The sequence below is a fragment of the Caulobacter sp. FG121 genome (genome assembly GCF_057809815.1).
Window position 1 is genome coordinate 1 of the sequence record NZ_JBMDKR010000006.1, and the last position, 23,595, is coordinate 23,595.

Consider the following 23,595-nt stretch of genomic DNA (forward strand, 5'->3'; position numbering starts at 1 on the left):
CAACGGCCTCACACCATGGCAGCGTGTGAACAACCTTCTTGGAAACGACAGCTAGGCGTGTGGTTTAGAAGTTGGGGGCTTCGTCCCGTCGAATCCGTCATCTAGGCGGATCTATAGAATGGATACACAAGTTCAGGGCTACGACCCGCGCCCCATCCCAGCAACGGGGCAACGATCGAAGGTTCACTTCAACGGTTCCAGCGATTGGCCGCCTATCCGGGCACACGCCGCGCGCGCTGGACGACATGCAATGCCGCCATCCCTTCGCGCTGACGCCTCGGCAAAGTGGGCACCCCCTCGCTTCAGGGTGTTCGTTGGTGGGGAGGGAGACTAGGGGCTTGTGGCCTTGGGCTCGCTATCGCCCGCTTTATGCGGACCACCGCCTCGATCTATACGTGCGACCAGAGGCTATGTGGGGGCATATGCAGGAACGCCGCTAAACCTAACTCTACCCGTCTGTGACATGGTCACCCTCCCCCAGCTCCGGAACTGTAGTGTTGAAGGGGGAGGCTTTGCGTGCCTCTGTGCACGCCGAGATGGTCGGAACGAGCCTACGGCGTCATAGACCCAATTGACCTCGCGTCGTGCGGTGGACGCCCGCTGGCGCTGAATTGATCGCAAGAACTTCGCGGAGTGTGGCCGTACCTCTTTGCATACCCCTCACGCTCATGTTATCCGCCGGGAATGGTGACTGCAAAGGCGCGTATCAGGTCCTCCAAGGCCCCGGGCATCGCCCCTAGTCCGCTCCCAGTCCTCAGCCTTGGGATGTTGCTTGGTTACCATGTTAGCATTGCCGTCCCCCTACTTGGCGGAACGGTGCCAAACATCATCGGAATTCCATTCGCCATAGCGGCTGTCGCTATTCATCATCGCCGAATTTCGCTTCGTTTCGTAGGCGCTGGACTTGCGATGACCTTGTTTTTTGTCGTCAGCGCGCTTTGGGGCATTTTGGCTCACCGTGCCCACACGTCCGTGTTCAGTGCAGTAGCGCTTTGGCTCTACACAATCATTTATGCCACTGGCGGCTATCTGGCGATCACCGCATGGAATCCAAAAGCCGTCAGAGGATGGTGCGCGCTTCTATCTGTCGCTCTGATTCTCGGCGCAGCAATTGAGGTCGCCACACCACTGAAGGAAGTCGTTTGGGCGTTCTGGGATCGTTTCGGCATCCTTATGGGTGACACCGTTGCCATGAGTCGAGACTTGAATGTTTTCGGCGGCTACCGGCCTCGGATGTTCGCTTCTGAACCGGCGCATCTTGCCGCAACGGTCGTGGTCCTTCAAGTAGGCTGGATTGCTTTGACCCCGCGGATAAGTCCAAAATTACTAGCTCAAATTGCGATCTCCGTGTTGTCCGCCTTGTTTGTGATTAGGAGTCCTATTACGATACTTCCGTTTTTGTTCATCGTCGGGCGCATGACATTTAGTGTTCGGCGCGACGATAATAGAATGGGCGTCGCGCCGTTTCTGGCGCGGACTTCACTCGTTGTCCTGGGCGGCACGGTAATGGTCATCCTTGCCGGGAGTGTGCTCAGTTTTGTTTTTGCTACTCGCCTACACGATATTTCAAAAGGGGCAGACTGGAGCACGACAATTCGCACCTATGGCTCGGCCATCGCTGGGTGGCGAGCCGCCTTGGACTCCCCAATGTTCGGCGCCGGCATCGGGAATTTGAACCCCCTCTACGCCGTGTTTCAGCAAACCTATCTAGAATTTGGAGTCCCCCCGTCTGTCGTGTATTCTAACGCGCTGGATAGTATTATGGCCGGGAACGCCATCGCAGCAATTCTAATGTTCTTTGGGTTTATCGGGAGCGGAATCTACTTGTACCTGTGGTTAGGCCTATTCAAGGCGCTGGCACCGCAGGCATCGCCATACATTACATGGGTAATATTTTTTATGGTTTCATCGACGGCGGGGTCGATCTATAGCCCCGTCTTTGTCTATCCAGTTCTGTTGCTTGTGGGTACAATTGCGATGGCGACGCCGGTTCTGAAGGGCAAGGATGGTGCTCGTGATCCAAGATTTTCGCAGACTCGAGTATCGGCCACTATATCCGGCACGCGCAGCGACGGTGCCTAACACTATTCGGGGGTCAAGCTCGCCAACCCTCCACTCCATAGGGGTGGAAATGGCAGGGCATGACCCGACCGGGCAGCGTTTCCAGATAGCTTATGAGCCGGTGTCGTTTATCGGGGTCGGCGAATAGCAGTAGGAACCCCCCCCCGCCCGCCCCTGAAAGCTTTGCCGCCCGCGCGCCGTTCTGGAAACAACCTTCAATGAGAGCGTCGATTTCGTGGCTCGAGACCCCCGCAGCGGTGGATTTTTTTGCGATCCAACCACGGTTCAGCGTGTTGACGAACGCGTCAAAGTCGTGACGCAGCAGCGCGTCCTTAATCTCAAACGCCTCTGCCTTAAGCATTCTTAAGCCCGCGAGGGTCGCCGAATCGAGTGTCCGCATGTTGCTCTGCTGTGCCTGAATAACTGTAGCAGAATCGCGCGCCTGGCCGGTATAATATAGAACAATGGAAGCCTCTAGTTCGGTGAGGGTCGATGGATGAATACGCAGCGGATTGACCACAACACGATTGTCCCCGTAGAATTCCATAAAGTTGAAGCCGCCAAATGCCGCAGCGTACTGATCCTGGTGACCCCCCGAGAGGCCGAGGTCGTCTCGTTCAATTTCAAAGGCGAGGCGGGCCACCTCATGTTGCCTCAATGGAATGCGCAATAATTCTCGATAGCCTTCCACCAAAGCGACAGTGAGCGTGGACGAAGAGCCTAGGCCAGAACCAGCGGGAACATCCACGGTGGTCAAGACCTCGACCGATAACGGGGCACCGGCGTTGAATTGTCGCACTATTCGGTTGTAGACGCCCACATGTAGCTTAGCCCCCCGATCGGTCGGGAGATCACACGCCGCCTTTGCCTCAAAGTATTCGCCAATATCAGCAGCCTCGAAACGCACCAGCCCATCCGAGCGGAACCGCAAATGCGCATAGGCGTAGAGGCCAATTGTTGCATTGAGCACGCAACCCCCCTCGGTGTCACAAAAGGGTGACACATCTGTGCCGCCTCCCGCGAAACCGAGGCGCAGTGGGGCCCTGGCACGCACATTGCCGCCCGATGCATTCTGGCTGGGAGTGAACGCAGATGGTTCAGTCTTGGGGGGCATTGACAGCCTTTCGGTTCGTTGAGCCGTTCCAGGGGCGCACAAGGGTAACCAAAGCGCCCATCCGCCTGATAATTACCCCTTCACTTACATATTGGCGAGGACCCGCGTGACCAAACTGAGGCTCAGGAACTATTCAATCCAAAGGAGTGCGTTCACGCCGAAGGCCAGCGTTGGCTACGTGTCGTTAGCTCCGCATCCCGGGATATGCTATCGAAACGAGACGCTCGTAGGTTAGGGAGTACCTTCTTGAGATGTAGCGTTCTAGCTGGTCGCCGTTTCCGGGGAACGCAGTACAAACACGAACATCGCCCGAGGCAGTTGATGGCTGAGCAAGGATGCCTTAGGTTTTACCTGTCGTTGCAGGATTTGACGGCGGCAGACTTGCCGGTTGCCCCGGTTTACCAATGTGGGTGAGTCCTCTCGCGTATGCCTCAATCCGCGCTATCGGTTCGTCGGACACTCAACGCGGGCATCGATCCGGCACCGATCGGCAATTGTGGCTCGAGATGGTGAGCCCGGGCCGTCCACATGTGAGCCCGTCGGCTGTATTTCACCTCTGCCATGGTAGCGGAGCGGATCGCCCAAGTGGGTTCAACGGCTTAGTTGGCTCGGGCTCAGAAAGACGGTGACCGCCAAGTGGCTGAAGCGCACTCAACCCCTGAGCTTTTTTGAAAGTGAAACTTAAGGTGCCGCGAAGTCATCTCCGTTCACACTCACGCGTGAATGGCCGGCATAGGTTCGTCATCCAGTCGACTCGGTGAAAAATGGAGCCATTAGATCACCGCCCGTAGACCCCCAGCGGATCGCCTGAATGCGCGCCCAACGTCAATTGGCGTTTGATACAATGGGCTTGACCGGCTCCCCTAGCTTCACCGGAAGCTGTATTAGCGACATTTCACCACAAACTGTCCGCATGGACACGGAATTGCTTGGCGGCAGCGTCCAATGCAACATATGTCCGGAGGAAGAATGAAAAACTCTATAGAAGTGGCCCCCGTTACCCCCCCGGGTTCGACTCGACAGGCAGTAATTCTGGTCGGCGGACGCGGCACGCGCTTGGGTCACCTGGCAGCGGATACTCCCAAGCCGTTGATGGCGGTTGCAGGAGATCGCGTATTCTTAGATTTCCTTTTGTTGAATATCGCTAGGCATGGTGTGTCCGACATCGTTCTTCTTGCGGGTCACCTGGGCAACAAAATTCACGAACGCTATGATGGAAAACGCATATTGGGGGCCACGATTTCGGTGGAAATCGAACCGGTTCCAGCGGGTACCGCGGGAGCGTTGCTATATATCGAGGACCGATTGGACCGCACTTTCTTCTTGCTTAATGGTGACGGGTTCTTGGACTTCAATATCTTTTCGCTTTCGGCACAGCCGCTTCCGCCAGGTAGCGCCCGACTAGCACTTCGTTCCGTGGATGACGCGGCGCGGTACGGCCAGGTTCAGACTAGTGGTGAGCGAATAACTGCTTTTAGGGAGAAGCGCCAAGGGTGCGAAGCCGGTCTGATCAATGGTGGAGTATACTTGATCGATCGCGACGTTCTGAAGCTGATCTATACCACTCCTTGCTCGATAGAGGAGGACGTCTTTCCCGCGCTCGCAGAGGCAGGAAAGCTATTTGGCATTGAGACGACCGGGTACTTCATCGACATCGGCTTGCCCGAGACTCTCGCGCAAGCGCAGCGTGAACTGGTCCAGATAGAAAGGCGGCCGGCGGCCTTTTTTGACCTCAACGCTATACTTTGGCGCGGCCACCCCGGCGGGAGCTCCGCACCCCCCTTTTGTTTGGCGGATAGTGCGATAAGGATTATTCGGCGGTACAATGATGCTGGTTGGTACGTATTCATTTTCCGATGCCGATTTCGGACCGGATCGGATATCAATGAAGGGGCATCCGACCATACTTTGTTTAGTCACATAAATGGAGCCCTCGCCAGTTCTGGTGGTCATGTTGAGGCCCTCTATCAATGTGACTTGGATATTGGTGGAGATGATGAGCAGTATAGGCACTGCAGTGATCATAGTTGTCTCGGCCTGGATGTTGTGCTGCGGGCCGCCGGCGAATGGCCGGTGTGCCTTGAAGGCTCATTTCGGGCTGGCGGTGACGTCAGGAACGCGGCCGCCGCTGCTGTTGGCGGAATAAAAGTTGTGCCTCTGGGGGGGGGCGACATAGAGGAGGAGCTCAGGAAGGCGGACGTCCTTCCGGAAAGTGGGAGGCGCTGATGCGCGATTTACGACTTCAACTCTGCGCTCAAAGGGCCCGCACTTGGCTCTTTGATTCCGCTCTGCCGATATGGCTCAACGAAGGGTTTGATCGCAAGGTCGGCATTTTCGCCGAACAAATCGGTGAAGCGGGTAGGTCAATTCCGCTCGATAGACGGTTGCGGGTCCAAGCGCGCCAGACTTACGTTTGCGCTGAGGCAGCCGTTCTTGGTTGGCCAGGTGATTGGAATACGCCCCTTACGGCGGGCGTGAAAGTGCTCACCGGGGTAGGACGGCGCGCGGACGGCGGCTTCGTCCATCTTTTCGATCCAGCTGGAAAGGTAAAGGATTCACGAGCCGACCTATACGACCACGCCTTCGCGCTTTTCGCCCTTGCAAAGGCAGCGACAGTACTTGACGCGCCTAACCTTATCGCGGTCATCGATGATGGCTGGAGCTGGCTCGACAACCATTGGGCGCATCCGTCAGGTGGATACCATGAAGGGGAAATAGTGTCAGCGGTTGTTCGACGCCAGAATCCGCACATGCATCTTTTTGAAGCGGCACTGGCGTTGCACGAAGCTGATCCAGCGTCCGACGGACTTCAGCGTTGCGGGCGACTCGCAGAGCTGTTCTGCTTTCGCTTCTTTGACGAAAAGCATGGGGCGCTCCCGGAATATTTTGATCAATCGTGGAGGGCGTTGCCGGGTGACATTGGCAGGATAACTGAACCGGGCCATCATTTTGAATGGGCATGGTTGCTGCGCAAGTATTCGGTCGTATCGGGTGATATGCGAGTTTTGCCGGTTGCCGACCGACTAGTTGCCCACGCCCGTCGATATGGCATCGATCCGAAACGTGGCGTCGCGATTGGTGAAGTCTGGCTCGATGGAAGCACAAAAACCCCGGACGCACGACTTTGGCCCCAGACAGAGCGTCTCAAAGCTGCCGTTAGCGACCTGGCTCGCGATCCTGCGGTGGGTACGATCGAAGTCGAGGCGGCGCTTGATGGCCTGTTTCGCTTTTTGGACCAGCCTATTATTGGGACGTGGCGCGACGTATTACTGGAGGATGGTTCTCTGGCACCGGGAGCCTCACCAGCCAGTTCCCTCTATCATATCACCTGCGCGATCGGAGAGTTAGTCCGGGCAGCGGAAGCGTCAATCAATACGAAGGGCCTTTGAATAATCGTCGCGCGCTGACTACCTATTCCGAGGAGGTCTTTCGAATATGTGTTTCTTTTGGGGGAGGGGGAGGGCAGGCGATTATTGGAGCATTATTGTTTCGGTCGGTCGGTTGGCAGAAAGTGATCGGCTCTCCATAGCGGCTGCTCTTCCCTTTAGCTTCTCTCGAAAATGTGACCAATAGGAGCGGGGGTTTTCATATCTACAGCTAGATTCAGTAAGCAATGGTGCTGCTGGGATTCGTGAGTTGCTGTTTCAAGACTTTTGGACGCGAGCTCTGATATGGCCAAGCGGATCCGCTGGCTCTGCAACGAGGAGTGGGTGTGGCTCGAGCCCCTGCTGCCCCGCAGCCGTAAGAGAGTGCATCGGGGGGACAACTTTAGGGTGACCTTAGGTCTCATGCACACGCTCAGATGCGGCACGCGCTGGCGCGATTGTCCGGCGAAGTCTTGCCCTTACACGACGGCCTAAAGTCGCTTCAACCGCTGGGGTCGTCAGGGAAATCTGGCAGGACACATTCTTGGCGCCGGCCGGCCATAAAGGCATCTATGGTCGGCCGGCCTGAAAGACGAGGACGGCCGACCCCGCCTGCTGCTGGCCAGCGCCGGTATCTTCAACGACATCACCATGGCAGCCGCCCTAGTCGGTGCCGCCGGTTCCATCCCCAGGCAGCTCGGCGACCGCGCCCACGACGCCAACCACGTGCGCCAGCGGCTCACCTATATCGGCGGCAATGCATTCATCCCGTCGACGAGCTCGCGCAAGCTACCGATCCCCCACAACCCCCAAATCCTACAGGGATCGCAACCACGCCGAGCCCATGTGGTGCAGGCTCAAGGGCGTCCGGCGCGCTGGAATCCTATACGATAGCTCGCCCGGAATTGCCTCTCCGGAGCCCCACTCGCCGCCACATTTACCCACCGGCTCAACTGAGTCCGACCCCTAGCGGGCAAGCCAGGGAATGAGGAGCCGCCGTATGGAAGTTGTGATTCTGTGCGGCGCAGGAGGCTTTCATGCTGCTGCAGGCCGCGAAGGAGTTGTGGTTGGCGTACGTTCGTTAGGAGCCGGCGGTTCCGGGCCGATGTTCTACGTCTGGTGCTAGGAGCGTGCTAGCTTAGGGTGGTCTGAGATAGAGCGGCTACGATAAATGCGAGACCAGAATGGCTGTACCGAACAAGTCGGGGCGGATTTGCCACCCGGCGAGGAAATGCTGATGGGCGTCATCGCGCGAAAACTCTACGAGCCGCCGCTGAGGGTACTCCCATCTCTCACGTCGCTCTAGCGAGAGTCCTAGGTCGGCATGGACCTGTTGAATGGTTGTTTGGAAGGGGTATCTGCGCTGGGGTTTCAGGCCGCGGTGCATGCTCAAGGTTCTACCCGGAGCGTGATGGCATACTCCCCGAGCGTCAGGTCAGCGATCAAGGGGGTTGGCCGCGGTCGAAGATTGCCGCGTGCCCTTCCCGCAGAGGAGGATGAGCAGACAGAGGTGGGCAATGGGGGCATGTCACTTGTAAATTGTTGCCAAGCTAACTTAGTGCGGCAGAAGGGCATCTGCCTTCGTAAGACCCGCATCTTGCTCGCGCATGAAGATCATGATCTTCTTCTCCCTGAAAATCGACCAATTCATTCGCTCGTCCCTTTCCTTGGGGTGGAACTTCATTCTTTGGGGTGGACCTTCATTCTTTTTCGAGAGGCGATTTACTAGCGGCACATGACCAGCTGTACCCAAGGCAGTTGCCGGGTCTATCCCGCTAGGGGTTTCTGCCTATGGGCCACTGCAACCTGCAGCAGCTGCCTTGCGATGCGTAAGTAGGCAGGACGCCGCGAAGGCGAACACGCAGGCGAGGGCTTGTGTTCGAAGGGGATAGTCGACGACTGAATGAGCCAACAGGATAAAGGTAGAGATTCCTCCTGCGCGTGCGATTGTGACACGCGAAGAAAAGGGACCCTGCCAAACGTCCAGCGACGCCTTCGCGATCCAGAGAAGAGCGAAGAGCACAACTACGGGGCCAAGCCAGCCAGTTTCAAGCCAGAGCTCAAGGTAATCGTTATGGGCGTGGTTGACGAACTTGGGCGCCATTAGGTCCAGCGGCTCGTAGGCCCTGTAAACCGGTACGAACGAGCCTAAGCCGGTTCCAAAGGGAACGAATTCAGCACCCGCCTTCAACGTCGTCGACCATATGTCGAAGCGACCGTCACCTTCGGCAAGGATTGCGAACCGATCATACGCTGCACTGATCGCGAACTGGGCCACGAACACCAATGCGGCGGCGGCTATGCCAGCAATCAGCAGAGCTATACCCCGCAGTCGGCCAGCGCCGGAGGCAAACCAGAAAATGCCGATGCTGGAAATTATTCCTGGCCCCGCAAGGGTCACCGCCGCTCGGGAGCGAGTAACTAACGTGCCAACGACCAATAGCGCCACTAGGGCCGCGAAAACGATTCTCGCGGCGCGCCGTTGGTGTATCGCGTAGGAGTTCCAGATCGCCGCGAAGGCCGCTGCGATTGGAAGCGCGGCTACCATAGCCACGCCCTGATGATTGCGGTTCGCAAAGAAGCCGATTGGAATATCGGTATGCCCCCCCGCGGGGGAAGCGAAAAGACCGCCATCCTGGTCGGAGATCTGCAAGCCGCCCAATACTAGGCTGGCGATACAGAGCGCCAGTACAACCCCGGCCAGCCAGAAACGCGCGTCGACGTCGAGGTCGGCCACCGCAAGAAAGAGTGCCACCGGTGGAACTAGCCACAGAAAACACCGAAACGTCGACTCCGGATCCAGGCTAAGCGGCGCCCAGCCCGGTTCAACACCGGCGAGCCGGAGCGTGTCGGCAAATTCACATCGACCGGGAAGTGTCTCCCAGATCTCTGCTGGCATCGGGATGAGTTGCAACAGCGGAATGAGAAATACCGCACAAAGCAGGATGGTCTCCGGCCAGCCCACCCTCCAAGTCTTGGATCGCAACCCCGACCAAGCCGTCACGGCCAACACAAGGACAGCCATGAGCTCGATAGCCATCGTCGAAAGCGGATTGTCGCGACTCTGGCCCCCGAAGACGAAAGCGATCGTTAGCAATGCCGCGGAGGACCAAAAGGTGAGCGACAAGCGCTGCCACTGGGCGCTGCTTAACCGCGCATGACTACTGCGAACTGGGTTGCTTCCGTAACGATTCGTTTCGGTCATAGCCCGAGGTCCGGTTCCTGACTGGGATTGGAAACGGTAGTGGCTCGACGGATGTCGATATCGTCGATCGACAATTCAACAGTCTCACGGCGGTCGCCAGTAACCGGCACGACTTGAAGCCACTGCGCCTCACAGGCCTCCGGCGGTACGCCGAAGTGCGCATGTAGTCGCGTCGTGGATCCCGGAACCCCGCTTAGTGTCATCGAGACCAGCCTGGGTCCGCCCTCACAGGTGATCTGAAGTTTGAACCGTCCAGCGGCGGCGGGGTCCTCAACCCACGTTCGGGCGGTAACCTCATATGAGCCGGCGGAAAGAAGAATGAGTTGCCTGACCAAAGCGTCAGAAGAACTGAATCCGTCGTGGCTTACGCGCAAATTGCCCAAGGGCTCGCCGTTGTCCAAGGTCCAAGTAGCGCTTCCACCCGATCCGGCTGTGGCCTGCCAGTTCAGGGGTGGCGGGCCCGGGAGGCCTGCAAATCCGCCGTCGTAGACCAGGGTCGCCGGATGAGCCGATGAGCCCATAAGACTGTCGAAGTATACCTTCGCCTGCCGGTACTTCGCCTCCGACAAAAGGCGACTGAAGAAAACCGCTGTCTCCTCGCCTGTAGCCGGGGTGGTGGTGCGTTTGAGCGCCTCGAGCAGCGCTGCCACGTTGAGTTCCGCGGCATCCCTGCCCACCAGATCGAGGAATGTACCGCGCCACGGCGGCTGGCGAGAAAGTTGTCGCACAAGGGCGGCGCGCATCACGCCGTCGCCAAGCCGGGCGGAGAGCGTGAGGGATACCGCCGGCCAAACGTCTGGTGACCGCCGCATCACGGCGTCCGCGTGCGCAACCGCGAGGCTGTAGTCAGCCCGCAACATTGCATTTTCGAACAGCCAGTTCTGGGTCCGGGCATCCCGTGGATTGAGCTGGCCGGCCCGGCTCATCAGGGCAAGTGCCACGGCCGCCTGCCCCCTGGCCGATGCTGACAGAGCCAGCGTACGTAAGGCGTCGGCCCGCAATGCTGACTGATGCAGCGCCCGGCGGGCCATGGCGTCCGCGGCCGGGTAGTCGCCTTGTCGGACGAGTGCATCAGACCCGATGGCCAATGCTGCCGGTGAATCATGGCGCCAGCGCAACGCCAGCGGGCCGTTTTCATTCTTCTCAAAGTGGCCAGCCACGCCAGCCATGATCACGTCGTACGCCAACCAAACGCACAATCCGGCTACCAACGCAGGAAGGACGAGCCCCACCCAGCGGGACCGGAATACGTTCTCCATGTCTTCTCCCAGGAGCGGTTAGCGTCAGGCAACTTCCTTGTCGATGCGCTTTGGGCCGTACTCGTAGGAGTATGCGTAGCTGTAGCCATAACCATAGCCATAGCTGGAGGACTTTGCGTCAAACTTGGTCAGCAGGGCACCGAGTAGCCTGGCGCGAGCCTGGAGCAGCCGTTTGGTCGCAATTCGCACCACACTGCGCCTTGCGCCGCCGGCCTCAACTACCAGTATCGTCGCCGCGGCCCGCGACGCGAGGATCGGTGCGTCGGCTAGGCCGATGACCGGTGGTCCATCGATGATCAAAAGGTCGAACCGAGACCTGGCCTCCTCCAGCAGTTGGGCAAAGCGGGCGCCGGCGAGGAGTTCGGCCGGATTGGGCGGCAGCGGCCCACAAGGGATGACGGACATGCCAGGCTCACCAACAGTCTGCATGACAACATCCAGCTCTTCGCCGGTCAGAAAGTTGCTTAGGCCAATGCTGTTGTTGAGGCTAAGCAGCCGATGCATGGACGGATTGCGCAGGTCAGAGTCGACCAGCAGAACCCGCAGCCCAAGGTGAGCAAAGCTCCGAGCCAGCGACAGCGCTGTCGTGCTTTTGCCTTCCGATGGCCGGGAACTGGTGACCAGCAGACTTTGCGGCATGCCTTCGGTAGTAGAGAACTGGAGCGACGTTCGCGCCGAAGAATAGGCCTCAGTGAAGGCGGACCGCGGATCGGCGAGGGCGTTCAGTGGGGTGGCGCCTTTCTCTAGTTCGGGAATTGCGCCGACAAGCGTCAGTCCAAGTTTGGCGACGACGTCATCTGGCGTCCTGATCGATTCATCGAGCAGTTCGAGCAGCACCGAAACGCCGACGCCGAGCCCCAGGCCGAGCAGCAGGGCCAGCGCCACGTTAATCAGGGGTTTAGGCGATGATGGTCCATTGGGCGCGCGCGCGCGATCGACGACCGAGATGTTGTTCGAACCGAGCCCCCCGGCAACGCCGACTTCCTTGTAACGCTGAAGCAGACCTTCGTAGAGGGTGCGGTTGGTGTCCACTTCACGTTGAAGAATGGTGTATTGAATGTTGCGTTCGCGCAGGTCCATAAAGGACCCTTTGAGCTTTTCTACCTGCTCAGCGAAGGATCGTTCCTGTTTGAGCGCGATCTCATACTGTGACCGGATCGCCGAGAGATTAGCGTTGGCAACCGTGTTGATCTGCCGGTCGACCTCGTCGATCTGAGCCTGCAGCTGCTGCATCTCGGGGAAGTCAGGCCGATAGACTTTCAGCTTCTGTTGGTAGGTTGCCGAAAGGGTCGCGCGATCCTGCCGCAGGCGCTGAACCGTTGGATCCCCCAACACCTCAAGGAGCGACAGCACCGGAGTGGATTGTGCCTGGCGCCAACGCTGCTCGGCCTTGATGCGCTCTGCCTTTGCGGCGGTTAGCGCGGAGTTCAATGCTGACAGGTTTGAAGCCGTCAGCGACTGGGTGGCGCCCTCAGCGGTCGGGCCCGACCCGGATTCGGTAACCACGTTGATGATTTGTTGCTGTGCCGCATAGGCGACCAGCTGTTTTTCGGTGTCTTCCAGCTTCTGTTTGACCTGTCTAAGCCTCTCTTCAAGGAAGGTTCGGGCATAGGAGGACGCTTCAAAGCGGCGCTCCAGACTTGTCGTGACGAAGTTCGCGGCGAGGGCGTTGGTGACGCGCGCGGAGAGAGCGGGATCTGGACTCGTGAAAGCAATGCTTACTAGCCTCGAACCGCGCTGCTGCGTCACGGTCGTATTGCTCATCAGGGTTTGGGTCAGTTGGTCTTCTAGGGCCGTGGCGGACATGGTTCGGCCTCGGGCCTTGGCCGGGCGCCGCTTGTCGGACCGATCTTTGCCGGCCATGCGCATAAAGGTTTGGTCTTGGCTGAGATTCAACGATTGGACGACGCGGCGCGCCAGGGTCTCGCTCTTGAGCAATCCTACCTGCGTGGTAAGGAACTCGTCGCCGGTTAGCGCCTCTCTTGGCGCAAAATCTTCTACGTTCAGCACCTTGCTCGATTCCCGGTCGATCTGGAGCAGGGTTTGGGACGTATACAGCGGTTGCATGAGGAGGGTCGCGGCGATGCCGATCATAAGACAGCCGATGACCGATCCGATGATCACCCACTTGTGCTTGAGAGCAGCGCCCCAAATCGCGGCCAGCTGAAGTCGCTGAGACTCGTCGAACCCCGATGCCCCCCAACCATCACCGTCATCGAAACGCCCCTCGTCCCGCACAACAATCGGGTCGAAACGCGAAGTCAGCATCCGGTCGGACGGGAGCGGCGCGGCTCCACCTTCGTAGTCACCTCTGGCAGCCATGAATCGTCAAACCTCGAAATGAAACATAGAAACTACGCACGCAGCTTAGAAATAGCTGAAGACTGCTAGCCCCGGCAGTGCGGTCAGGATTTCGCGGAACACACTTTTCGTCGCCGAGCCTTCCACGACAATGACGTCGTTGCCCAGAATCACAGGGTCAACAGCTTGGCCCGCACGGATGGCCTTCAGGTCGAAAACAGCTGCTGCCCGCTGACCGTTTATCGTCCTGAAAATGGCCACGTGGTTGAGGTTGGCGTACTTCATGTCGGGGCCCTTGGCCATCGCCACTGCCTGTAGGAGCGTCGTGGGACCGCTCATGGTATAGACGCCAGGCTCGACCACCGAGCCATCCACCGTAACCTTTTGGCTGACAGCTTCGGCCACCGATACGGAAACCTGAGGCGATTGAAGCTGCCCCTTCAGTCGGTCGGCGATCTCAGTTGACAGCTCCTGCGTGGTTTTGCCGGCTGCAATGACACTCCCGATGAGGGGCAAGTAAATGCGGCCGCTGCCATCAACCTGGATCTTCTCGACCGTCAGGTCCTTGACCTGAAAAACCGTGATGTTCAGCTTGTCCTGGGGGCCGATACGGTAGTCTGGCGCCGCCTCAGCCTGAGGCTGGATCCCGGCGGCCAGGAAGGCGGCCTGCCCTTGCCCGACGCTTTGCGAGGCGCCCTGCGAGGCGCAGGCGGTCGTGGAAAGGACAGCTACGGTCAGCCCTGCGACCACCATCATCCTCGAACCGATCAATGTAGAAACTCCCCAAAGTCACTATGGTGCCGGATGGCACCTTACCCGATCAAAATGTCCACGGCGCGCAATATCCCAATACCGTGGCAGTGCTGTGGCATCTGATGGGAATCGCCGATCGAACAGCTTCGTCCAGTCCGGCGCTGATGGTTTGTCGCTTGTCTCGACGACCGTTTGCGCTGCCTGAGAGCGCAATCCATATCGCTGTATATCAAGCGGGGTGATGTCCGTGCCGCAAAACTGAGCTGGGCCAGCCAATCACTGCCATCTGAGGCGCCAGCCATGTCCTTGCGCCAAAGACGGATCGCCCAGGCGCGAACGCTGAAACCCCCGAACACTGACATGGCGACGCCGACGTGACTCAAGACAAAGGCCGCTGCCTGTTTAGCCAGCGGCCTCCATCAAGTAGCCCAACTAATTCTGACAGACCCGAAGGCCCGTCGAAATCTTAGTCGCTGGCGCCGTCGTCGTCGTTCGCGGCAACGACGATGCCGAGCGTGACGACACCGAACACCAGGTACAGGAGCGGGATACCGGCGAACTCGTTCGAGCGGCCCGATTGGGCGCCGACGCGTTCAACAGCACTCGTGGTAGCTTTGACCGACACTTGCTGGGCGAAGGCTTGGCCGGAAAGGCAAACCAGGCTGACAGCGAGGGCGGTGGCACATTTGCGGAGCATGATTCACCTCTTCGTGAGTTACAACGCAAGGACCGTAGGAACCTGAGCGTCAGAAAGACCAATACCAGCTGGAATTACCGGCGCAACCCCCGATTTCATGACACTCCGGCGAAAAGATGATCCGGGTTGCCAAATCGCGACACCTGCCCTCGGCGACCGTGCGATCAGTGTTGCATCTGGCGCGAAAATTTCACGCAGAAGGCGAGAATCCCGGGATTTTGTCAACCTGCCGGTAATTGATCTGAAGCCGGTCGCGGGATCGCCCCGCCGTCTGACACCGCCGCTGCCCGGGCCCGGATCCGGAATCATAGGTTGATTTGATTCCACCCGTGGACACGCCGCCCAAAAAGCCGAAAGGCCCCGGTGTTTCCACCGGGGCCCCGCTTTGGTTCAGCTTTACGCCGAAGATCGGGATCAGAAGTTGATCGAGATCGTCGAACGGCGGTTCAGCGGTTCCTTCACACCATCGCCGGTGGCGACGGCGAGATCGGTTTCACCCTTCCAGTCCACGGCCAGCGTACCGGCCGAGACACCCAGGCCCACCAGCGCATCGGCGACGGCCTTGGCGCGGCGTTCCGACAGGCGGACGTTGTAGGCGGGCGAACCCGAGGAGTCGGTGTGACCCACGACCACAACGCGCGTGGCGCCGCCGGCTTGAGCGTACTGGGCCGCTTCAGACACCACCGACTGGGCTTCCGGCGTCAGCACGTACTGATCGAACGGGAAGTAGACGATGAATTCCCGGGCTTCGTACTGCGGCGGCGGAGGCGGCGGCGGCGGAGGCGGGGGAGGAGGCGGCGGAGGCGGCGGCGGCGGGGGCGGCGGGGGCGGAGCAGCCGCCGGCGCGCCAAAGGCGTAGCGAAGGCCGAACGTCACCGACTGGTCAGCATAACCGCCGTTGAAATCCCCGGGGTTGAACGCGGGGGACGAATTGGTCGAGTTGATCTGCAGATCGCTGCCGTCGAGGTAGCGATAGGTGAGGTCGACGTTCATGCGGTCGCTCACATCGAACGACACGCCGGCGAGCAGCTGCCACGAGAACGCGGTGTAGGTATCGTCGATGTCGATCGCGCCGACGGGAACATTGCCCCGCGCGGCGACCCGGACGTCCGCCCGGTTTACGCCGACGCCGGCGCCGATGAAGGGGCGGAACTGGCTTTCCGGGAAAAAGTCGTAGATCACGTTCCCCATAAGGGTCCAGGCCTTGATGGACCCCCCGGGCGCCCGACAGGGGGCGATGCCGGACAGGCTGCAGAGCTGGTTGGGCAGCGGCCGGGCGGGGTCGCCCCTCGCGCTTTCAATATTACCGGGGCGGGAACCGCCCTCGAGTTCGACACGCCAGTTCGGGTTGATCCGGTAGCCAAGGCGGGCAAAGCCGACCACCTTGTTCTCGGTCTGGAAGTCGAACTGGTAGGGACGGCCGTCCGACGCGTTGTTGGACGACGTGGCGTCCCAGCCCGACGGCCAGTGGTAGCCGAGGTCGAAAGCGCTGTACCAACCGCTGTCCGGCTGGGCGAACGCCGCCGGCGCCAACGCCATCGCGCCGAGCAGAGTGCTCAGCATCAATGCTCTTTTATTCATGATCGAGCCCCTCGCTCTTGGTGCGCCATGCACCGAAAAGCCGGCGCATGCATCTGGAATACGGCCAGGGAGGCGCGGATGTCGGTCGGGCTGGTTTCCATAGCGGACCCCCCAGCCAATTCCGTTGACGCCTCAACTGAATACCGATGCAGCAACGCCCTCACCCCGGAACGGTTCCAAAGACAGAGCCTGTCGTCGTATTCCTGTGGCTGACATGGCTCATGAAGCCACGCCGCGCCTGTGCGTCAGCCGGGCGGACCTTGCCGGGGCGGAGGCGGCGGCGCTGGCCGCTAGTCGGGCGTATTGGCGTCCAGTTCGGCCAGCCAGACGTCCGCGCGCGCGTCGGACGGCATGCGCCAGTCGCCGCGCGGCGACAACGCGCCGCCCGACGAGATCTTGGGACCATTCGGCACCGCCGAACGCTTGAACTGATTGGCGAAGAACCGCGTCAGAAAGAGGCGCAGCCAGCGTTTGATCTCAGCCAGGTCATAGGCCTTTCGCTCGGCCGGCGGCACATCGTCCGGCCAGCCGCCGCGCGTCGCGTCGCCCCAGGCGACGTGCGCCAGCCAGGCGATCTTCGACGGCGCCGCGCCGGAACGCGTCATGTGGAACAGGGTGAAGTCCTGCAGCGCATAGGGACCGACGAAATCCTCCGTCGCCTGCGGCCTGCCGGTCCCGTCGGCCGGCACCAGTTCCGGCGAGATTTCGGTCGCCAGGATATCGCGCATGACGGCCGTGGCGGCGTCGCCGACTTCGGCGGCCCCCGCCGCGAAACGGATCAGATGCTGGATCAGCGTCTTGGGCACGCCGCTGTTGGGATTGTAGTGGCTCATGTGGTCGCCGACGCCGTAGGTGCACCAGCCCAACGCCAGTTCCGACAGGTCGCCCGTGCCGACCACGAGGGCGTTGTGCCGGTTGGCCAGGCGGAACAGATAGTCGGTCCGCAGGCCCGCCTGCACATTCTCGAACGTCACATCGTAGACCGCTTCCCCACGCGCGAAGGGATGACCGAGGTCGGCCAGCATCTGGGTCGCCGCCGGCCGGATATCGAGTTCTTCGCCCGTCACGCCGAGCGCCTTCATCAGGGCCCAGGCGTTCGTCCGTGTGCGTTCCGAGGTCGCGAAACCCGGCATGGTGTAGGCCAGCACTCCGTTCCGGGGCAGGCCCAGCTGATCCATGGCCTTGACCGCCACGACCAGCGCCTGGGTGGAATCAAGGCCACCCGAGACGCCGATAACCAGCTGCTTCAGTCCGGTGGCCTTGATCCGTTGCGCCAGCCCCTGGACCTGCACGTTGTAGGCTTCGCGGCAATATTCGGCCAACCGCGTCGAATCGTCCGGGACGAACGGGAACCGGTCGATCGACCGCAGAGGCGCAAGGGCGACGGCCGGAGCGTCCAGAGCAAAGTCAATCGTGCGCCAGGCAGCATCGCCCTGATGAACAGCGACAGCGTCGCCGAACGAACCCGTGCGGATACGCTCCTGCCGGACCCGGCCCAGATCGACATCGACGATCGCCATTGTCGATTCGAGCGCGAACCGGTCGGTCTCGGCGATGCAGTCTCCAAGCTCGAAGACCGATCCCTGGCCATCCCAGGCATTGTCCGTTGTCGACTCCCCGATGCCGGCGGCGGAATAGGCGTAAACCGCCTGACACCGCATCGACTGGGATGCGCACAGCAGGCGCCGGGCGCCGGCCTTGCCGATGACGATGTTGCTGGCCGACAGATTAAGCAGGATCTCGGCGCCAGCCAGGGCGGCCCGGGTCGAGGGTGGCTCCGGCGTCCAGACGTCTTCGCAGATCTCCGTATGGAACGTGAAGGGCGCCGAGCCGGTCGACCGGAACAGCAGATCCGTTCCGAACGGCGCGTCCTGCCCGGCCAGACGAAGAGTCTTTCCGGTCACGCCCAGCCCGCTGGCGAACCAGCGGCGCTCATAATACTCGCGGTAGTTGGGCAGGAAGGACTTCGGCGTCACACCCAGGATCCGGCCCCGGTGAATGACGACGGCCGTGTTGAACAGGCGCCCGCCGTAACGAAGGGGGGCGCCGACGGCAAACACCGGAAACAGGTCGACGCTCGCCTCGACCAGCCGGCCGATCCCGGCCTCGACCGCCTCAAGCAGGACATCCTGTTGCAGAAGATCGTCGATGGAGTAGGCGGAAAGCCCAAGCTCGGGGAAGACCATCAGCGCCACGTGCTGGTCATGGCCGCGCCGAAGCAGCGTCAGGGCCTCATCGACATTGGCCCCTGGATTGGCCAGCGTCGTCGTCGGAACGCAGGCCGCCAGCCGGACAAATCCGTGACGGTAGGGGGAATCGAAGGGCGGGCGGGCGGCGGGCTTGGACATCTTGGTTCTCTATTATCGTGGCCGGCGCGCCGGGACCAGCCAACGACCGTCCCGACTAGACGTCCTCCGACGGGTCGATCAGGTTCAGCGCGACCAGCAGGGCCTTGACCTCCTCGCGCGCGGACTTCCGGGGTGTTGAAACTTCGGCGGGTCTGAGGTTGGCGGAAATGTCCGCGAGCGTGAGGCCGAAGGGAAACATTTCGCGGTAGGCCACCCGCTCGCGCAGCGGCGGCCCAAGCCGGAATCCCACCTGCGCGGCCAGTTGCTCGAGGTTCACGGTGACGCGTTGACGATTGCGTCCGTCGTGGGGAGCCATCCGGTTGCGCAGAACCACCCAGTCCAGCTTTCGGCCATAGCCGGCGCGAGCGCGTCGAGCATCGTGCACCACGCCGGCATAGAGACTCGGTCGAACAAGCTTCAGCGTAATGGGGTCGATTTTCCCGAGCATGTCGAAATCGACGAAGCTGTCGTTCATCGGCGTAACGACAATGTCGGCCTGCAGGTGGGCGGCTCTGGACAGCGGCGTGTCCCCGCCGGGGGTGTCGATGACGATGATGTCGGCGGCGGACATGGCCAGGGCGAGAGCCTTGTCGAACAGCGCAACGACGCGGTGCGGGTCAGCGTTGGCCAGCTCGGCCGGGTCCTCGGCGAGCTTGTACTCCAGCGGCACCGGGGCAACCAGTTTCGCGGCCGGCAGCCAGCGGCGGCGGTTGGCGAAGAAGTGGCTGAGGCTCTGCTGTCGCAGGTCCACGTCAAGAACGGCGACCCGCCTGCCCTGATAGAGCATGGCCGTCGACAGCAGGGCCGCGACGGTCGATTTCCCGGCGCCGCCCTTCTCGTTGGCCACGGCGATGACCGTGGGGCGTGTGGCGAAGGACTTTTCCTTTCTCCCACCCCAGATCGCCACGATTTCCCCTTTCAAAGGGCCACTCGCGGGCGGCCCTCGACAGCCCCTCCAGACTCTGGCCTGAGCGTCCTCAAGTCAACAACACAACACGGGAGGACCAGCGACAAACAGCGCCAGCGGCGGCGCCCGGCGGAACAACCGGGCCGATGCCGGTCCCGAAATTGCGCGGCGGTGTGAAACGGCTAAGATCGCCCTCCCGGTAATCCAAGTTAGGTCGCCCGTGTCCCGACCCGTCCTCGTGATCGACGACCTCAAGGTCCGCTTCGAAACCCACGACGGGCCCGTTGAGGCGGTTCGCGGGGTGTCCCTTTCCGTCGCCGCCGGGGAATGCCTCGGCGTCGTGGGTGAGAGCGGGTCCGGCAAGAGTCAGACCTTCATGACGGTCATGGGTCTGCTGGCCTCGAACGGCGTCGCGTCCGGATCTGTGCGGTTTGAAGGCGAGGAGCTGCTGGGGCTCCGGCCGGCGGCGCTCAACCGAATCCGTGGTTCGAAGATGACGATGATCTTCCAGGACCCGCTGACGGCCCTGACGCCGCACGTGAAGATCGGCGAGCAGATCGCCGAGCCGTTGCGTCTGCATCTGGGCCTGTCGGACGCCGAGGCGCGCAAGCGGGCGCTCGACTGGCTGGGCCGGGTGCGCATCCCCGACGCGACGCGACGGATGACCCAGTATCCGCATGAGCTCAGCGGCGGCATGCGGCAGCGGGTGATGATCGCCGGCGCCATGGCCTGCGGTCCGAAGCTGCTGATCGCCGACGAGCCGACCACGGCGCTCGATGTCACGGTCCAGGCCGAAATCCTCGACCTCATGGCCGAGCTCATGCGCGAGACCGGTTCGGGGATGGTGCTGGTGACGCACGACATGGGCGTCATCGCCCGTCTGGCAGACCGGGTCTGCGTGATGAAGGACGGCGCCTACGTCGAGGAGGGGGCCGTCGAGGATGTCTTCGACCGCCCCCGGACCGACTACACCCGGACGCTTCTGGCGGCCATTCCAAGGCTGGATCGCATTGACCGTGGCGGCAGGCCGACACCGGCCGACGTCGCGCCCGACGCCCCGGTCGTGGTGAGGGGCGAGGACGTCAAGGTCTGGTTCCCGATCAGCCAGGGCCTGTTCGCCAAACCCCGCCCCTTGCGCGCCGTCGACGGCGTCAGCTTCGAGATCCGCCAGGGTGAAACGCTGGGGGTGGTCGGCGAGAGCGGTTGCGGCAAGTCGACACTTTCCCGGGCCGTGCTGAACCTGCTCCCGCCGGGCGGCGGCGACCTGGGCGGGACGGTTACGGTGCTCGGCCGCGACATCACCCACGCCGACCGCGAGGCGATGCGGGCCGCGCGCAAGGACCTTCAGATCGTCTTTCAGGATCCGCTGGCCAGCCTGGATCCGCGCATGCCGATCGGTGACTCCATCGCCGAGCCCCTTCAGGTCTTCCGCCCCGGTCTGGGCCGTGACGAGCGGCGGGCCGCCGCCGCCGCAATGATGGCGCGCTGCGGCCTCGCGCCGGAGCTGGTCAACCGCTACCCGCACGAGCTCAGCGGCGGTCAGAACCAGCGCGTCGGCATCGCCCGGGCGATGATCCTGGAGCCGAAGCTGGTCATCTGCGACGAGGCTGTCAGCGCCCTCGACGTGTCGATCCGGGCCCAGATCATCGACCTGCTGATCGACCTGCAGCGCCAGCTCGGCATGGCGATGATGTTCATCAGCCACGATCTGGCCGTGGTTCGCGAGATCAGCCACCGGATCGTCGTGCTCTATCTCGGCCGGGTGATGGAGCAGGCCAGTCGCGAGCAGCTCTACGACGACCCGCGCCATCCCTACACACAGGCCCTGCTCTCGGCCGCGCCGATCCCCGATCCGAAAATTGAACGCACGCGCAAGCGGGTCCGGCTGACGGGCGAGCCGCCCTCGCCGATGGATCCGTTCGCCGCCCTGCGGTTTCTGCCGTCCCGACGGTCCGCCGATCCGGCGGGCCCCGTCTATGTCCCGGTCCTGACCGAGGTCGCACCGGGCCATCTCGTCAGCGAATTCGACCCGATCTGACTCAAGCCTGCGTTCTGGGGAACAGACATGATCCGACGAGCCTTTCTGGGCGCCGCCGTCTCGGCGCTCTTCGCCACCACCGCCCTGGCCCGGGCCGCCGGCCCGGTGGTCAAGCGCCAGCAGGGAACGCTGACGCTGGAGAACGTCCCCGAAACGCCCGCCGATGTGCGGGAGGGCCTGCGCCGGTATCAGAACGCCCGCAGCGCGTCCTTCCAGGACTGGCTGGCGGATGGCTCGATGCTGATCACGACGCGCTTTGGCCAGACCGGCCAGCTGCACCATGTCGCGGTCCCCGGCGGCGAACGCTACCAGCTGACCTTCTTCGATGAGCCGGTGGCCAGCGCCGCGGCCCTGCCCCGCTCCGTCGACCGCTTCGTGTTCAGCAAGGACACGGGCGGCGACGAGTACTTCCAGCTCTACCTCGCCGGACTGACGCTGCCCGAGCATGCCTTCACCACGCCGGGAACCCGCAATCAGTCCGTCGTCTTCTCGAAGTCGGGCCGGCGCCTCGCCTGGGCCGAGGTCGGCAAGGGCAATCCGGACTACAGCGTGCGGGTCGCCGAGGTGAAGGATGGAGAAATCATCCCGGGTGAGTCCTTCAAGACCACGGGCGCCACCTCGCCCGTCGCCTTCTCGCCGGACGGCCGGGCGTTGCTTCTCAGTCGCTACATCTCCGCGGCCGCCAGCAAGCTGTACCTGCGCGAGGACGGCAAGCCGATCCGCGAGATCAATCCGTCCAGCGCCGACATCGCCTATGAGGGCGGCCAGTTCACGCCGGGCGGGCAGTCCATCCTGGTCATTTCCGACCAGGACTACGAGTTCAAACGGCTGGTTGAGATCGACCTGTCCAACGGACGGATCACGCCGATCACGCCGAACGATCTCAGCTGGGACATTGAATCCTTTGACCTGTCGGACGACGGCAAGACCCTGGCCTATTCGATCAACGAAAATGGTCGCTCCCGCGTCGTCGTGCGAGACTTCCGGACCCGCCGCGCCCTGCCTCAGCCGCCCCTGCCCGTCGGCGTCCTGACCGGCCTGAAATTCTCGCCGGATGGCCAGAGCCTGGCGATCGGGCTGAACGCCGCGACCTCGCCCGCGGACGTCTGGAGCTGGAGTCTGAAGTCCGGGAAGCTGACCCGGTGGACGACCAGCGAAAGCGGCGGTCTGGACCCGGCCGCCATGGTCGAGCCGACGCTGGCGACCTTCCGTTCGTTTGACGGCCTCGAGATACCGGCCTGGGTCTCCCGGCCGAAATCGCCCAAGGGCCCCGTACCGGTAATCATCGATATCCATGGAGGTCCCGAAAGCCAGGACCGGCCGGGGTTCAACAGTCGTCGGCAATACTGGACCAACGCCCTCGGCGTGGCGGTCATCGCGCCGAACGTCCGCGGGTCGGAAGGCTACGGCAAGACCTACCTCTCGCTCGACAACGGCCCGCTGCGTCAGGACAGCGTCAAGGACATCGGCGCGTTGCTCGACTGGATCGCGACCCAGCCGGACCTCGATAAGTCCCGGGTCGTCGTCTACGGCGGCTCCTATGGCGGGTTCATGGTGCTGGCCTCACTGGCGGCGTTCAACGACCGGCTGGCCGGGGCCATCGACATCGTCGGCATCTCGAATTTCACCAGCTTCCTGCAGAATACCGAAGGCTATCGCCGGGACCTGCGTCGCGCCGAGTACGGCGACGAGCGTCAACCGGCGATGAAGACGGTGTTCGACCGCATCTCGCCGCTCAACCTGACCGACCGGATGACCAAACCCCTGTTCGTCATTCAGGGCCGGAACGATCCCCGGGTGCCCTGGACCGAGGCCGAACAGATCGTCGCCAAGGTTCGCGCGAAGGGCGGGGAGGTCTGGTACATGCTGGCGGGCGACGAGGGACACGGCTTCCGCAAGAAGCAGAACACCGACGCCCAGCGCGAGGCCGAGACCCTCTTCCTGCGCAAGGTGTTCAGACTGTAGT

Annotated in this window: 15 protein-coding genes; 6 read left to right on the forward strand and 9 right to left on the reverse strand. The window is 61.7% G+C overall.

Going from position 1 to position 23,595, the window contains the following annotated elements; all coding sequences use genetic code 11:
* The first annotated feature begins 909 nt into the window (after nucleotides 1–909).
* Nucleotides 910–2,082, forward strand: coding sequence for a hypothetical protein (locus tag ACODSL_RS14805; RefSeq protein WP_488901477.1), 1,173 nt, complete (start codon nucleotides 910–912; stop codon nucleotides 2,080–2,082).
* Between the two features lie 13 nt (nucleotides 2,083–2,095).
* Here the strand turns inward: ACODSL_RS14805 and ACODSL_RS14810 are convergent, their stop codons facing one another.
* Entirely contained in the window at nucleotides 2,096–3,031 is a 936-nt protein-coding gene (locus ACODSL_RS14810; protein ID WP_488901478.1) for a GHMP family kinase ATP-binding protein, read from the reverse strand.
* Between the two features lie 1,113 nt (nucleotides 3,032–4,144).
* Here ACODSL_RS14810 and ACODSL_RS14815 point away from each other — a divergent pair.
* The 3 genes from ACODSL_RS14815 to ACODSL_RS14825 all read left to right on the forward strand — a co-directional run bounded on the left by ACODSL_RS14815 (nucleotide 4,145) and on the right by ACODSL_RS14825 (nucleotide 7,035).
* Nucleotides 4,145–5,401, forward strand: coding sequence for a sugar phosphate nucleotidyltransferase (locus ACODSL_RS14815; RefSeq protein ID WP_488901479.1), 1,257 nt, complete (start codon nucleotides 4,145–4,147; stop codon nucleotides 5,399–5,401).
* Complete coding sequence (locus tag ACODSL_RS14820; RefSeq protein ID WP_488901480.1) at nucleotides 5,401–6,564, forward strand: AGE family epimerase/isomerase; 1,164 nt, start codon at nucleotides 5,401–5,403, stop codon at nucleotides 6,562–6,564. The genes ACODSL_RS14815 and ACODSL_RS14820 overlap by 1 nt, the downstream gene beginning before the upstream one ends.
* A 282-nt stretch (nucleotides 6,565–6,846) precedes the next feature.
* The gene (locus ACODSL_RS14825) at nucleotides 6,847–7,035 is read left to right on the forward strand and encodes a transposase (protein ID WP_488901481.1); all 189 of its coding nucleotides are present in this window, start codon (nucleotides 6,847–6,849) and stop codon (nucleotides 7,033–7,035) included.
* A gap of 1,294 nt (nucleotides 7,036–8,329) precedes the next feature.
* Here ACODSL_RS14825 and ACODSL_RS14830 read toward each other — a convergent pair.
* From ACODSL_RS14830 to ACODSL_RS14865, 8 genes are all read right to left on the reverse strand, one after another.
* Nucleotides 8,330–9,745, reverse strand: a complete 1,416-nt coding sequence (locus ACODSL_RS14830; protein WP_488901482.1) for an O-antigen ligase family protein — start codon at nucleotides 9,743–9,745, stop codon at nucleotides 8,330–8,332.
* Complete coding sequence (locus ACODSL_RS14835) at nucleotides 9,742–11,004, reverse strand: tetratricopeptide repeat protein (protein WP_488901483.1); 1,263 nt, start codon at nucleotides 11,002–11,004, stop codon at nucleotides 9,742–9,744. Before ACODSL_RS14835 ends, ACODSL_RS14830 begins: the two co-directional genes overlap by 4 nt.
* A gap of 24 nt (nucleotides 11,005–11,028) precedes the next feature.
* A complete protein-coding gene (locus tag ACODSL_RS14840; RefSeq protein WP_488901484.1) occupies nucleotides 11,029–13,326 on the reverse strand; it encodes a GumC family protein in 2,298 nt (765 codons plus the stop codon).
* A 45-nt stretch (nucleotides 13,327–13,371) separates the two neighbouring features.
* On the reverse strand, nucleotides 13,372–14,076 hold the full coding sequence (locus tag ACODSL_RS14845) for a polysaccharide biosynthesis/export family protein (protein WP_488901485.1): 705 nt from the start codon (nucleotides 14,074–14,076) through the stop codon (nucleotides 13,372–13,374).
* A gap of 448 nt (nucleotides 14,077–14,524) precedes the next feature.
* Nucleotides 14,525–14,755 carry a hypothetical protein gene (locus ACODSL_RS14850; protein WP_488901486.1) on the reverse strand — a complete coding sequence of 77 codons (231 nt, stop codon included), beginning with the start codon at nucleotides 14,753–14,755 and terminating at the stop codon, nucleotides 14,525–14,527.
* Nucleotides 14,756–15,169: 414 nt separating this feature from the next.
* Nucleotides 15,170–16,318 (reverse strand): OmpA family protein, encoded by a 1,149-nt coding sequence (locus ACODSL_RS14855; RefSeq protein WP_488901487.1) that lies wholly within the window; start codon nucleotides 16,316–16,318, stop codon nucleotides 15,170–15,172.
* A 308-nt stretch (nucleotides 16,319–16,626) separates the two neighbouring features.
* Nucleotides 16,627–18,684, reverse strand: coding sequence for an NAD(+) synthase (locus tag ACODSL_RS14860; protein WP_488901488.1), 2,058 nt, complete (start codon nucleotides 18,682–18,684; stop codon nucleotides 16,627–16,629).
* Nucleotides 18,685–18,739: 55 nt separating this feature from the next.
* Nucleotides 18,740–19,591, reverse strand: a complete 852-nt coding sequence (locus tag ACODSL_RS14865) for a division plane positioning ATPase MipZ (protein ID WP_488901489.1) — start codon at nucleotides 19,589–19,591, stop codon at nucleotides 18,740–18,742.
* A gap of 220 nt (nucleotides 19,592–19,811) precedes the next feature.
* Between ACODSL_RS14865 and ACODSL_RS14870 the strand changes: the two genes are divergently transcribed.
* Together ACODSL_RS14870 and ACODSL_RS14875 are read left to right on the forward strand one after the other, a co-directional pair.
* Nucleotides 19,812–21,629, forward strand: coding sequence for an ABC transporter ATP-binding protein (locus ACODSL_RS14870; protein ID WP_488901490.1), 1,818 nt, complete (start codon nucleotides 19,812–19,814; stop codon nucleotides 21,627–21,629).
* A 27-nt stretch (nucleotides 21,630–21,656) separates the two neighbouring features.
* Nucleotides 21,657–23,594: a S9 family peptidase gene (locus ACODSL_RS14875; RefSeq protein WP_488901491.1), complete on the forward strand. Its 1,938-nt coding sequence runs from the start codon at nucleotides 21,657–21,659 to the stop codon at nucleotides 23,592–23,594.
* Nucleotide 23,595: the final 1 nt, after the last annotated feature.